Genomic DNA, 14,035 nt, shown 5'->3' with positions numbered 1-14,035 from the left:
AATTCGCTCCTATCACTTATTTTTTATTTATTCGTTTCGCGACCCAACTGCCGCTAATTTGAATCAAACTAACAAATAGAATCATTAAAACGATCGCTGTGTACATTACCGCATATTCGTAACGCTGATATCCGTATCTTAGAGCAAAATCACCGATTCCACCGCCACCGATCACACCCATCACTGTTGAATAGGAAACCATACTGATTATAACTGAGGTCAAGGCCAACACTAAACCTGAACGCGCTTCTACATATAAAAAACGGAAAATCAACTGAGGTCTGGTACTGCCTAAAGCCTGAGCTAATTCTAAAATATCCGTAGGCACTTCCAGCAACACCTGTTCCACCAATCGCGCATAAATCGCCACTGCCACAAAACTTAGGGGGAAAGCTGCCGCGTAGGTTCCAAAAGCCGTTCCTAACACTAAGCGTGTCACAGGAATCAACGCCACAACGAATAATAAAAATGGAAATGAACGTACAATATTGATATAGCCATTTAAGAATATACCCATAACTCGATTTGATCTCGTTGGCTGTTGCTTGACTAAATAGACATACGTCCCTAATGGCAAACCAACAATAATTGCTGCGGCAATGGATATCACAAGCATGATTCCACTCTCTGATAATGCTTGTGACATTTCAGGAAGATAATAGCTGATTTTTTCTAAGTATTCTGTCATCATGTTAAGCTCTCCCGAATACGTTCATAATAATTTTCAAAGGTTGGCTGCTGTTCTTTTTTTGGTACCGTGATTATCTCTTGCACTTGCCCTTTATCCAATATAGCCACTCGATCACATAAATATTTGATCAAATTTAATTCATGACTGACAACGACCATTGTTGTACCGAACGTTTGATTGATCTCTCTCAACAGTTCCATAACGTCAGAAGCATTTTGACCATCTAAAGCAGAAGTCGGTTCATCACAAAGTAATACCTCCGGTTCATTGATCAGCGCACGTGCGATACCAACACGTTGTTTTTCGCCACCGCTGAGCTGCTTGGGATAATGATTTATTTTGTCTTCTAAACGAACAAATTCAAGAACTTTCTGAATTTTAGGCTCATCATACGTTCTATTTAATCGTAATGGTAAGCCCACATTTTCTTTAACCGTTTGGTTGTGGAGCAAATTGAACTGTTGAAAAATCATTCCAATGTTTTTACGACTTCTTCGTTGTTCTACTTCGCTAAACGTTTCAATATCATGATCGGCAACTTTGATTTGTCCATGATCAGGTAGTTCCAATGTGTTGATCATTCGCAGTAGGGTCGATTTCCCTGAACCACTTTCACCAATTACGCCAAATATTTCATGATCATTAATTTGCAAGGTAATGTCTTTTAACGCAGAAATCACCATGCCGTTATGGTGGTAATGTTTTGATACTCGTTCAAATGTTATCATTTTACTTCCTCCTGATTAATCTACCAAGAGCTGGATAAATTCCGCTTTCGTTACATGATTAAAATACTCGTCGATCAAAATTGGCTTTAGTCTTTGCTCGATTGCTTCACTCTTATATTCACAACCAACTAACAGTGTTTCTAGATCCTTAGTATCTTTTTGGCTAAAATAATCACCATAGATCGTAATAGCTGCTATCCGCCCTTTTTCTACAGAAATATTGGCTTCCATGAGTCCACCTTTGAATTTTTCTTCACGTTTGATGGTAAATTTAGGCTCCTCACCAAAAATCCATTCGTCATTTGCATAGATATCTGCGACAAGTTGATCGATTGCAGCTTCATCTTTTTGTGTCAGCAAATATTCATAGTCTTTGATTGCTTCCAAGGTATCTACTTCGAATAGACGTAATAGTAATTGATCTCGAAACTCTTCTGTAGTAAGTGTTTGATATTCCTTTGATAAAAATGGTTTGAGATTCGTTACACGGCTTCTTACAGATTTTGTGCCTTTTGATGCTAGCTTCTTTTCGGATACAGTCAATACACGACCCACTTCATCAAGTTTGACGTCAAACATCAGTGTTCCATGAGAATACATCTTTTTATTTTTCGTGTACATCGCGTTACCAGAAAACTTCTTACCATCGATCAACAAGTCATTGCGTCCACTGATTTCAGCGCCAACAGCTCCCATCTCATGTAAAGCAGTGATCAACGGTTCTGTAAATCGTTTAAAATCGCCGAATGCTTCATGTTCTGCATTTACAACAAAGCTAAAACTAAGATTACCCAAATCGTCATACACAGCACCGCCACCGGATAGTCTGCGTGTGATCGTAATATTATTTGCTTCAGCATATTTTAAATCGACTTCTGCTCGAACATTTTGATTTCGTCCGACAATTACACATGGTTTTTGAATATAAAATAAAATCACTGCTTCGTCAAAGTCTTTTTGATTCAATATATATTGCTCTGTCGCTAAGTTTCGACGAATATCGTGAGAGGACATCACTACATAATACATTTTCTTCCCCTTTTCTATTTAAGTGCTTTCAAAAACAGTCTATCATTCTCAATTATAAAATTACATATATTTGCTTACAAAATCCACAATTTGTAATAAAAAACGATATTTTATATAACAGATCTATAGAGATAAAACAGTTTATAGCACACAAAAAACATGTTTCAAGCCCATTTAATTATAAAATGACACAACAACTAGAAATCACTCTAGATGTTGTGTCATTTAGCGTCTAACTATTGTATTTAAGCAAGGGCTTTAAAAGGTCGATTTTGAATTATTGAGAGCTATTTTTTCTCTACTAAACGGATTTGGACAGCTTCCATTCGTAGTGATTTGCCTGTTGTTCCAGCCACAGCTCCATTGGAAACATATTTTTGCCAACCAATGTCTTTCACATGTGCACGGTATTCAACATTATATTTTTCTGCTAATTCACCTGTCAATTTGATTTGAATAGCTTCCATTTGTAATGATTTTCCTGTTGTTCCAGCCATCTCTCCGTTTGAAACATACTTTTGCCATCCGATGTTGCGAACATGCGCACGATATTCAATACCGCCTTCAAGTTTCTTCGCATCCTCTGGCATTTCAACATCTGCCAAATTGATTTTCACTGCTTCAAGCGCAAGTTTTCTACCAGTTGTACCAATAATTTCATTCATATCAACTGTTTTTTGCCAACCAATCTTACTTACATGACCCGTTCCTTTGATAGTCGGTGCTACTTTTTGTGCATCTTCTAATTGCTTTTGTAGCTTAGCTTTTGTTTCAGCATCACGGATTCTTTCAATTGTTTTTGCAGCTGCTTCAAATTCTTTTGCTTTGATTTGAAGAGTAGCCATATCGATCAAATCCTTGTCATGTGCAAGATTATCTGCTTTGACTAGTTCAGCTACAGCTTTTTCTACCGCTGCTTTTGTTGTCAATTTAGAAATCTTTTCTTTAGCTGCAGTTTTCTCTTCTGCACTTAAGTTTCCTAAAGTATCGATTTGCTTGTTCGCTTCAGCTTTAGCCGTTGCTAGAGCAATACTTTCATCCAATTTCGTTTGGTATTCTTTACGAGTACTGTCTGTTCTTAATTTATTGATCTCTTTTTGCGCTTCTACAAAAGAACCAGAAGCAATTAGCTTAGTGATATTATTGACAGTTGCTTTATCGGCTACTCTATTGTTTTCAGCCTTCGCTTCGTTGTAGACTGCAACCATATCTGCCTTTTTCTCAAGCGCCTCTACACGGTTTTTGTATGCTGACTTCTGAGCAGCAGACAATTGATCCAATGTATCGATTTGATTTTTGATAACGGTTTTTGCTACTGATTCAGCCGCATTTTCAACTGAGCGATCTGCAATCAATTGTTCTACTTTTATTGTAAGATCAGCAACCTCAGCGTTTGTTTTACAGTCAATCGCTTCAGAAATCAAGGATTTTTTATCTTCGGCAGTTAATTCAGCTGAGTTATTGATTCGATCCACAAGCGCTTTTTTTGCCGCTTCAAATGCTGCTTTTTCTGTTTCAATAGTTGTATTTTCAGTATTTGCTCTGCTCAATACTTCATTGACAGCAGCAGAATCTTTAGCATTTGTTACTTCCGCTTTGTAACCATTTTTCATTTCTTGTGTTAAATAAGGCAACGCATCAATTTCTGCTTTTGCATCTGCTTTTTCTTTTTCAAGAAGCTTTGCAGCTTCATTCGCATTCGCATTTTCTTGATCCATAGTCTTGGCTACATCCAACACATTTGTTACTGCCGTTTTATTTGTTGCTTTGGCAATATCTTTAAGGGCAGCATCTCTTTGAGTAGCAGTTAAGTTTTCCAATTTATTGATTGCTTCTTTAGCGATTGTTTTCGCTTCATCCAACTCAACCTCTGCATTGGCAACTCCTGCTTTATAATCGTCATAAATGGCTTGATTCAACAATGCTGTGATTGCTGCTGAATCTGCTGCAGCATCAATAGCTGTTTTAGCGATAGCTTTTGCTCCGTCAGATAAGTACTCTAAAGCTTCTACTTTTCCTTTTGCAGCCTCTTTTTCTGCAGTTAATGCTCTAGCTGCATCTGCCTCTTTAGCTGTTCTTACTAAATCAGCTATTTCGTTTTTATCATTTGTTGCTTCTACTGCATCCGTTTTTGCTTTCTTTTCAACTTTTGATAAATTAGTAAGTGCGTTAATTTCTTTGATTGCTTGATCTTTGATCGCTTTTAATTCAGCTGCATTTTTTTCAACAGCTTTACGTTCCTCGGCTTGTGCTGATGTAACAATAGCAGCAACTTCTTCCGATGTTTGAGCCAACTCGACATCTTTTAAATAATTTGCTTTTAAGGTTGCATCGATCGTTGGCAGACCTCCGATCAATGTAGTTGCCCCACTTTTAGCCTCATCAAGCTCTTTTCCTTTAATAGTAGCTGCAGCCACAAATGATAGCCAATCTGCTTTTACCACCGCAACAGCTTCAAGTGTTTTTGCTGAATTCACTCTACTATTAAATGCACTTACATCGGCATCTGTAATCTGTTGGTTTTCCGCTTTATCATTTGCAATTTTAGCTTTAAGTTCAGATTTTGCTGCATTCAATTTAGCTAATTCATCATTCGCCGTTGCTTCTGCAATCGCTTGTTCAATCTCGCCCGCTAAAGTATTTAATTTAGCTAATGCAGCATCGTCATTGGATCCTGCTACTTCATCGATTTTTGCATTAAGTTCAGTTTGTTTTGATGAATTCAACTCAGCTAGTTTAGCTGTTTCAACTTTCAATTCAGCCACCTTAGCTGCCACCGCAGTTGCTAATCTTGTTTTATTTTCAGCTTTTGCATCAGTTATAATCCCATCAATCGCACTTTTATCTGCGGCTTTGTCAATTTCTATATAAAGATTTTGCTTTTCAATTTCTTGGAATTGACTCAAGCCATTGATCACAGCTTTTTGCTCTGCTTTATATTTTGGAAGATCTGCAAGTGCAGCATCTAGTTCGACATTCTCTTTTACCAAAATATCAGCAGCTTCTTTGTTTTTAGCTAGTTGTTTATCAAATGCTGCTTTAAAAGTACTGTATGTTGTTGAATCACTCATTGCATTGAAAGCATTTTTTAATGAGTCAAATGCTAACGCTGCACTAATAGCATTTTTGGCAGCTTCTTTTTGGTCTGTCGATAATGAAGTTAGACCATCAATTTTACTAACATAAAAAGTGTCTACAGCTTTTAAAGCTTCTGCAACATCTTCTTTATATGCGTTCAATAACTGTTCTTCAACTTTTTCTTTCGTATCTGATTCCTGCACTGCTGCTACATACGTTGCTTTTGCTTCTGAAGTTAGTGAAACTAATGCATTGATATTTGTAGTTGCCTGTTCAATTAATTCTAAAAGCTCATTATCCACAGCTCTTGCTTGTGCTGTCACAGCATCCGTCTGCTCTGAATCAGTTACAGCTAAAGCTGCAGCTGGACTCAATGCATTAAGTAATAATCCTAATACAACCGGTGCTACTACCCATTGTTTTTTTCTCTTGTACATCTTGTAGATTTTTTTTGTGTTGCTTTCAGGACTTAAATCGTCTTTTCTGAAATTCTTGTTGCTCTTCATTAACCAATACCTCCAAAATATTTTTTTAAATACCAAAATCAATTAGTATCCACTCAAAGTAAAATAATGGACACGACCAAAAAAATCCATATAATAAAGTACAGAACATAAATAGATCAGGACGTATCCAGTTCGTTTTTCATTTCTTCTTTTTTGTAGGAACAAGAAAGAAGTTTTTTTAGCTTGCTCTTTGTGCTTTATTCAATCCATGACGGCTTAGTTGACGGGTATAAAATAACGCTTAGAACAAAAAAATGTTGAGAATGTACCTGGATTAGAGGTGTCCTCAACATTTATTATTCATTAAATTGCTGCTATTTTTTCCATAGCTTTACGCTCATCTTGCATAAATGAGCTCGTATAGACATCCAAAGTCATTTTTGTAGAGGTATGTCCAAGTATTGAACTTATCGTAGCAATGTTTACTCCTAGTTCCAAACACCGGGTAGCAAAAGTATGACGCAAGGAATGGAATGGCAAAGGAGTAATTTGAAGTTCCTCTTGTAACTTTTTGAAGCGATAAGTAATCGTCCTTGGTTCAGTACATGAATCTTTTATGCCAACAACATATGGACTATGTGATGTCTTTTTCACTTCTATTAAGTATTCTTTCAGTTGGTTTGATAGTGGTAAAATCCTTTCTGATTGAAAAGTTTTTGGTGTTCCTTCAACTAAAGCCGTTTTTCCTACACCAATTTGCAAACGTTGCAACGTTCGTTGAATATGGATCGTCTTTTCAGAAAAATTAATATCCGTCCATTGTAGTGCACTGATTTCACCAATACGCATTCCTGTTTCTAGCGCAATAAGGATAGGTAGGTATCTTTCTTCTTTTACTATTGCCGCTTTGATCATTTTCTGTTGTTGCTTTGAAAAAGCCTTGACTCTTTGCTTTTCTAACTTAGGCAACTCAATCATGAGTGTTGGATTTTTACTTATTATTTCCTGTTTCAGAGCTTGAGTTAGAGCATTTTTCAATACTCTGTGGACAGCATGCACAGAACTCGAAGAAAGTTGTGTATTTAGTTGTAATAACCATTGATCAATATCAGCAGGTAGCAACTCTCGCAGAAGAATTGTTCCTAACTTGGGTAAGATGTGTAATTGTACTTTGCTCTTATAGCCATTGTACGTACTTAGTTTAACCCTAGGCTTTACAATAGTTTCTAGCCAAAACTTCAGCCAATCACCTAATGTACCATCATATGTGATTTGCAAGATATCAGACTTTAAAGTTTCAGCTTTTATGAGCATTAACTTTTTTTTAACATCTACATATTTTCTAGAATAAATATATCCATAGCGGATTTTCCCATCGACCTTTCTTTCTTTAATATATCTTCCTTCCCAGCGTCCATCTTTTCTTTTATATATATTTTCCCCTCTTTTAGCCATTCTAAAATCCCTCTTTCATTTTCCAATTCGTGACGGCGCATTTGACGGCTTTGAAAAACATTAACTAAACCTTAATTTAGCGGTATTCTTAAAGCTATCTATACACATTCCCAATTTTTCAGGGGAGAATTTTTCATTCATAAGTCGTCAAAATGCAAATAGATGCATATTTTCATTATTCTATATGAGTCGCAGAATAACATTATGAACGTTTTTTTAATAACATAAAAGATCAAGACTATTTTTATAAAACCAATTACAGCAATACCTATTGACAGTATCTATACTTAAATAGTACAATACTAGGTGTTGAATGAATAAAGCTGTTTCTAAAACCAACATTTTTTATTCATCAAATTTTAATTTCCATTTCTTGTTCCTACAAAGAACAAGAAATTTTTACTTTAAAAATCTCACCTACTTTAATTTATTATTCTTTCCCTTTTTCATGTCTTTTCTATTCTTTAGCAGATAATTAAATTACTCCCCTTGTTTAGAGTATATTCCATCTTTTTTACAACTATATCAATAACTTTATAGACTCGCTTATACCAACTATTTTTTTCTATCACTCTCCCTATTTTATAAATACGCAATTTTAATACTTTCCAATTTTTATGTGTCGTCATTTTTATGGTACCGTATTCTTAACTATCTTTCCATTTTATTTTTTACAAAAAAACAAATACTACCGACATACAACTGGATAAAAATAGACACTTTTACTGATTGAATCAGTGAAAGTGTCTATTTTTATTCTTTATCCTAAAATGTCGATTTAGCTTTAATCAATTCTTGATACCAAGTAAATGATTTTTTCTTTATTCTTGCCAAACTACCCGTCTGGTCATCATTTTTATCAACGTAGATAAACCCGTAGCGCTTCTTCATTTCTCCAGTAGTGGCACTAACTAGATCGATCGGTCCCCACATTAAATAACCGAAACAGTCAACATAGTCTTCTACGATCGCTTTTTCCATTTGTTCTAAATGCTTTTGGACATATTCGATTCGATAATCATCTTGGATCGTCCCATCCGCTTCAAGTTGATCCACTGCCCCCAAGCCATTTTCAGTAATGATGATTGGTAAGCCGTAGCGGCGATAAATATAATTCAATAAGTAACGCAACCCTGTCGGATCAATCGCCCATCCCCATTTACTTTGCTGTAAATAAGGATTTTGAGTTCCACCAAATAAGGTTTCTTCGTTTTCATCATCACCTTCATAATGTGCAACACTTGATGAGTAATAATTCAGTCCAATAAAATCAAGCTTGCCTTCAGCAAATGCTGATGCATCTTCTTCTGAAACGATCAGTTCAATTCCTTGGACTTGATATTCCTTCAATTTATACTCTGGAAATTTTCCCATGCACATCGCATCAATTTGATAAAACTCTCGATCTGTTTCTTTAAACGAATTCATCACATTTTGCGGATCACAATTCAACGGATAAGCAGGAGTTAGACCAAAAACACAACCTACCTGATTTTCAGGATCGATCGTACGAGCGATTTTAACTGCTTTCACACTCGCTAATGTCATATTATAACTGATCGTCGCCAGCGTTTGTTTTTTATTTTCCATCTCAGTATACTTCAAACCAGCAATAATATAGGTAAAGATGTCAGAAGCTTCAGTCTGAGGATCAATGTGATTCATCTCGTTGAAAGTTACCCAATAACGCACTTTGCCTTTCAATGCCTCAAACATCGTTTGGCAATAGTTCAAATAGAACTCGACCACTTTAGGATTGACCCAGGAGCCGTATTCTCTCACTAAATGAACTGGCATTTCAAAATGATACAATGTCACAATCGGTTCAATATCATGCTTCAATAATTCATCCACAACATTTTGATAAAACTGAATCCCTAATTGATTTGGTTCTGCTTCATCCCCTTTAGGATAGATTCTTGACCAATCGATCGAAATTCGCAGTGCTTTAAAACCCATTTCAGCAAGTAGTGCAATATCTTCTTTATATCTGTGGTAAAAATCGATCCCTTCATGCGAAGGATATAATTTGTCTGGATCAATTGTTTTACAAATTTCACGTGGTTTCTCATAAGTCCCTTGGGTAACTAAATCCATGATCCCTATTCCCTTGCCGTCCTGATCCCAAGCACCTTCACATTGATGAGCAGCGATACTGCCGCCCCATAAAAATTCATTTTTCGTCATTCAAAAACTTCCCATCTTCATTAAATCTATAAAATAACTGTTAAACAAGCTCCGTCATCCAACATATTCTCTTGAACCGTCGGTATCACATCTAAATACTCTACTGTATTTGTGACCACTACAATAACTGTTGGATCATAACCAGCATCTTTGATCCCAGAAAAATCAACTGTCGCTAATAATTGTCCCGCCTTAACAATGTCACCTTGTTTCACAATTGTATCAAAATATTGACCATCAAGCTCAACAGTATCGATCCCAATATGAATCAAGACTTCTATTCCTTCTTGCGTTTTAAGTCCAATAGCGTGTTTTGTTGGGAATACAGCAGAAATCTCACCATCGATCGGCGCTACGATTTGATTATTTGCAGGAATGATCCCCAATCCTTTACCTAATGCACCAGTAGAAAATGCTTGATCATTAATCTCTGCTAAAGGAACAACTTCACCTTCAACAACATTCCCCAATGGTACTTTTTTTAGATTCGTTACTGTTCCCGTCGCAACCTCTGTTTCCGTTGTCTTTTCAGTGCCCTTCTCTTCTTGCGGAATTCCTAAAACAAACGCAGCGATCGCAGCTCCCACAAAACCGATCACGACACTAATGATCATGAAAACTAAATTCGATATATCTTGATTATCCGCATATGACGGCAGCCCCATCAAGCCCCAAACGATCGAATAGGTTTTTACCTTCATCAGTCCGGCAAACAAACCACCTAACCCACCGCCGATCATGACAGCGATAAAAGGTCTTCTAAACTTAATAAATGCGCCATAAATTGCTGGCTCTGTCACGCCCATCAACGCACTAAAACTAACTGTTCCGAATAATTGTTTTTGCTTAGCATCTTTAGCTCTTAAGAAATAACCTAACATAGCACCAGAAACAGCAATATCAGAGATCGTAGCTGCTGCTAAGAAAATTGGATCATAGCCCATTTTATTTACAAAATTCAACGCAAGCGGCATCATGAAATTGCCTGCCCCCAGCATGATCAAAAATGGTTGTAACGCGGCATACAGCATCACAACGATCCAACTGCCGAAAGTATTGTGCAACACTTCAAAGAACCAGCCGATGCCATCACCGATCCAAATCCCGATCGGTCCAAAAATCAACAGCGTTACAGGTAAACAGATCACCATGATCAATAAAGGATTTAAAAAATATTGTAAAAATTTAGGGACATATTTATTTAAAAGAACTGTCAATCGTCCCATAAACCAAACCGCTAAAATAATCGGGATAAACGAGTTCGCATAGACCATTTGTGGTAACTTGATTCCAAAAATACTCAACCCTGCCACATCATTGATCGAACTTGAAACAAGTACTGCAGCTAATGCCACAGCTAAGTAAGGGCTCGCTTTCAAGCGTTTTGCACAAGACATAGCGATAAAAATCGGTAAAAAGAAAAATACTGCAGAACGGATCGAATCTAACAATTGATAAGTTGGGCTATCTGCTGAAATCAGTCCTGTGATTGAAAACAATGATAGAAAACCAGCTAATAAACCCGATGCAATGATCGGTTCGATCACAGGAGTCATTGTCTCCGATAAAAGATCCATAACAGCTTTTAAAGGATTTTTCTTGGCATCAGTTCCTTTTTCGTCATCTGTAACAGGGGATAATCCCAGCATACTGATCAGCTCGGCATGTACTTCGTTGACATGAGTGCCGATGATGATTTGATAAGCCACGTTGTTCGATACAACATCGATTACTCCACCTAACTTTTTTAGCTCCTCTGTTTGAGCTTTCGAACGATCTTTTAAAGTAAAACGTAAACGCGTCATACAATGTACGACTGCTTGAATATTGTCTTTTCCGCCTACAAGTCTGATAATGTCTTCATTAAATGTTTGATACTTCATTTTATTCTGTCCTCTCTCTTTGACTCCGATGCGTTACGCGATGGATATGCAGCATAAGATAGGTTTCTTCATCGATCGTCAGATCACAGGCATATTTTTGTTGAACATAGACTCTGATTTTTTGCACACATTCAAACGATTCTTTGTATAATGATTTGATTTGTTCATTTAAAATCGTGTCGCTTTCTTCATGATTGCTTTTCGTAAGAAGTCGTTGAATAAAGTATTGCAAATGCGTCATTAGTCTCATATAGTTCAGCGAGCCTTCATCTAATTTGATCTGAAAATGATATTGAATGATCGATAGAATATCTCTTAAACTTTCCATCGAACGAATCGTTTCGTCCAAATTATTCTTATCCTCCTGCAAATTAACGAAATGAAGGGCGATCGATACGGCTTCATCTTCTGGAAATGCCACTTGAAATTGTTCATTGATCAAATCAAGAGCATACATTCCGATCTCAAAATGCTGCGGATAAAATTTCTTTACTTCCCAAGTCAATGGGCTGCGAATAAATTGTCCTTTGGCTGCACGCTTCAATGCAAATTCAATGTGATCCAGTAAGGTCAAACTTAGATAATCATTTGACTTTTCATTTAGTTTTTCTTCTCCGTAAGCAATGATTTGATTCACTAGGGTAATATGGCTAGCATCCGAGTGGGCTAATAAATAGCTGAAATGCTCAAGCATATCATTAGAATCCAAGACATAGGTCTTCTCGATCTCATTTTCATGAATGACTTGACCAACTTTTTTTCGAAATGCCAATCCTTTGGCATAAACGATGACCTCATTATCTCCTCTGCTTACGATCGCAACATTGTTATTTAAAATTTGACTTACTTTCACTTTCTTACTCCTTTCCAGAAAAAAAACTCAAATTACCCGGGAAAGGACATTCCTAGGTAATTTGAGTTCTGCCTGCATTATTCAGTAACATACTCTATAAAATGACTGCCTCGTCATTATCAGTTTTTTTTCTTGCCTCTAGTATAATGCATCTTCATAGAATTTGCAACGCTTTCATGGAATCAATTCGAGTCTGGTTTAACTAAGCTAGATCTGCACCATTTGTTTCGATGACTTTTTTGTACCAATAAAATGAATCTTTTCTTGAACGAGCAAGCGATCCTTTTCCTTCATCATCTAAATCAACATAGATAAAGCCATAACGTTTAGACATTTCACTCGTACTGGCACTGACTAAATCGATACAGCCCCATGGCGTGTAGCCCATCAAATCAACGCCTTCATCGATCGCTTGTTCCATCTGTTCGATATGACTTCTTAAATAATCGATACGATAGCTATCATGAATACTACCATCTGCTTCAACAACATCTTTTGCACCCAACCCATTTTCTACAATGAATAACGGTACTTGATAGCGGTCATAAAGTTTATGCAACGTCACACGCAATCCAACTGGATCGATCTGCCAGCCCCAATCACTTGCTTTTAAATAAGGATTTTTCTTGGAGCCTAATAGGTTCCCACCTGTTGTGTCTCCATTCTTTTCGTGAGAAGCAATGCTGCTCATATAGTAACTAAAAGACATAAAATCAACGGTTCCTTCTCTAAGAATGTCATCATCCTTTGCTTCTTTTTCGATCGTAATGTTGTGATCACGGAAAAATTTATTCATATAACTTGGATAATAACCGCGAATTTGAACATCAGAATAAAATAGATTATTGTGGTCGCTATCGATACTTTCCATAACATCCAAAGGATTACATGTTTCAGGATAAGCTTCCATTCTTGCTAACATACACCCGATTTTTGCATCTGGTATGAGTTCATGACACGCTTTGACTGCTAGAGCACTCGCAATAAATTGATGATGTGCTGCTTGATATTGAGCCTGTAATAAGTTTTCATGTCCGTCAGCTAAGATTCCGCCACTTAGATAACCCGTCATTCCGATAATGTTGATTTCATTAAAAGTCAACCAGTATTTTACTTTGTCTTTATAACGATTAAATAAAACACGGGCATAACGTTCAAAATCGGCAATCGTTTCACGACTCTCCCAGCCATTTTGCTTGAAGGCTAAACCTAAAGGAAATTCATAGTGAGAAATCGTAACAAGCGGCTCGATCCCATAACGCAAGCATTCATCAAAAACCGCGTCATAAAATACTAAGCCCGCTTCATTCGGTTCTGCCTCATCGCCATTCGGAAAAATCCGTGGCCATGAAATCGATAAACGAAAGGTCTTAAAGCCCATTTCAGCAAATAATGCGATGTCTTCTTTATATTTATGATAAAAGTCGATCCCATGTCTTTTAGGATAAATCCCATCTTTGTCATTCATCGCAAACTCAACATCCGCTTTAGTTGTTGGTTTCAGCAACTCCGACATACTAATACCATTTTCTTTTACATAACGGGCAGTATCTGCTGTTGACCACCCTTTACCATCTTCTAAAAATGCACCTTCAAATTGATTGGCCGCTGTCGCACCGCCCCATAAAAAATTCTGTGGAAATCCGCTCATTCGTTCCCATCCTCTCGGTCATTGATTTAGTGTA

The 14,035-nt window shown here is 36.9% G+C and carries 9 protein-coding genes; all 9 read right to left on the bottom strand.

The genetic code is table 11. The features are described 5' to 3' along the window. Window positions 1-16 precede the first annotated feature (16 nt). Complete coding sequence (locus CC204_RS16045; RefSeq protein WP_088271085.1) at window positions 17-691, bottom strand: methionine ABC transporter permease; 675 nt, start codon at window positions 689-691, stop codon at window positions 17-19. Next, on the bottom strand, window positions 688-1,419 hold the full coding sequence (locus CC204_RS16040; protein WP_088271084.1) for a methionine ABC transporter ATP-binding protein: 732 nt from the start codon (window positions 1,417-1,419) through the stop codon (window positions 688-690). The genes CC204_RS16045 and CC204_RS16040 overlap by 4 nt, the downstream gene beginning before the upstream one ends. Before the next feature lie 15 nt (window positions 1,420-1,434). After that, a complete protein-coding gene (locus CC204_RS16035; RefSeq protein WP_088271083.1) occupies window positions 1,435-2,448 on the bottom strand; it encodes a lipoate--protein ligase in 1,014 nt (337 codons plus the stop codon). 287 nt (window positions 2,449-2,735) lie between these two features. After that, window positions 2,736-6,032, bottom strand: coding sequence for a KxYKxGKxW signal peptide domain-containing protein (locus tag CC204_RS16030; RefSeq protein ID WP_088271082.1), 3,297 nt, complete (start codon window positions 6,030-6,032; stop codon window positions 2,736-2,738). A 303-nt stretch (window positions 6,033-6,335) separates the two neighbouring features. Further along, window positions 6,336-7,427, bottom strand: coding sequence for a tyrosine-type recombinase/integrase (locus CC204_RS16025; RefSeq protein WP_088271081.1), 1,092 nt, complete (start codon window positions 7,425-7,427; stop codon window positions 6,336-6,338). 765 nt (window positions 7,428-8,192) lie between these two features. Continuing rightward, on the bottom strand, window positions 8,193-9,614 hold the full coding sequence (locus tag CC204_RS16020) for a glycoside hydrolase family 1 protein (protein ID WP_088271080.1): 1,422 nt from the start codon (window positions 9,612-9,614) through the stop codon (window positions 8,193-8,195). Between the two features lie 26 nt (window positions 9,615-9,640). Continuing rightward, complete coding sequence (locus CC204_RS16015) at window positions 9,641-11,497, bottom strand: beta-glucoside-specific PTS transporter subunit IIABC (protein ID WP_088271079.1); 1,857 nt, start codon at window positions 11,495-11,497, stop codon at window positions 9,641-9,643. A gap of 1 nt (window position 11,498) precedes the next feature. Further along, entirely contained in the window at window positions 11,499-12,350 is an 852-nt protein-coding gene (locus CC204_RS16010; protein ID WP_088271078.1) for a PRD domain-containing protein, read from the bottom strand. A gap of 202 nt (window positions 12,351-12,552) precedes the next feature. Beyond that, complete coding sequence (locus tag CC204_RS16005; RefSeq protein WP_088271077.1) at window positions 12,553-14,001, bottom strand: glycoside hydrolase family 1 protein; 1,449 nt, start codon at window positions 13,999-14,001, stop codon at window positions 12,553-12,555. Window positions 14,002-14,035 lie beyond the last annotated feature (34 nt).

The organism is Enterococcus wangshanyuanii, assembly GCF_002197645.1.
GTDB classification, from domain to species: Bacteria; Bacillota; Bacilli; order Lactobacillales; family Enterococcaceae; genus Enterococcus_L; species Enterococcus_L wangshanyuanii.
Note: the sequence above shows the minus strand (reverse complement) of the source record. Positions and strands in the feature narration are given on the sequence as shown.

Excerpts from the sequence above, each read along its gene's own strand:
- CC204_RS16035 (WP_088271083.1), bottom strand. The coding sequence starts at position 2,448 with ATGTATTATGTAGTGATGTCCTCTCACGATATTCGTCGAAACTTAGCG.
- CC204_RS16040 (WP_088271084.1), bottom strand. The coding sequence starts at position 1,419 with ATGATAACATTTGAACGAGTATCAAAACATTACCACCATAACGGCATG.
- CC204_RS16015 (WP_088271079.1), bottom strand. The coding sequence starts at position 11,497 with ATGAAGTATCAAACATTTAATGAAGACATTATCAGACTTGTAGGCGGA.
- CC204_RS16005 (WP_088271077.1), bottom strand. The coding sequence starts at position 14,001 with ATGAGCGGATTTCCACAGAATTTTTTATGGGGCGGTGCGACAGCGGCC.
- CC204_RS16025 (WP_088271081.1), bottom strand. The coding sequence starts at position 7,427 with ATGGCTAAAAGAGGGGAAAATATATATAAAAGAAAAGATGGACGCTGG.
- CC204_RS16020 (WP_088271080.1), bottom strand. The coding sequence starts at position 9,614 with ATGACGAAAAATGAATTTTTATGGGGCGGCAGTATCGCTGCTCATCAA.
- CC204_RS16030 (WP_088271082.1), bottom strand. The coding sequence starts at position 6,032 with ATGAAGAGCAACAAGAATTTCAGAAAAGACGATTTAAGTCCTGAAAGC.
- CC204_RS16045 (WP_088271085.1), bottom strand. The coding sequence starts at position 691 with ATGATGACAGAATACTTAGAAAAAATCAGCTATTATCTTCCTGAAATG.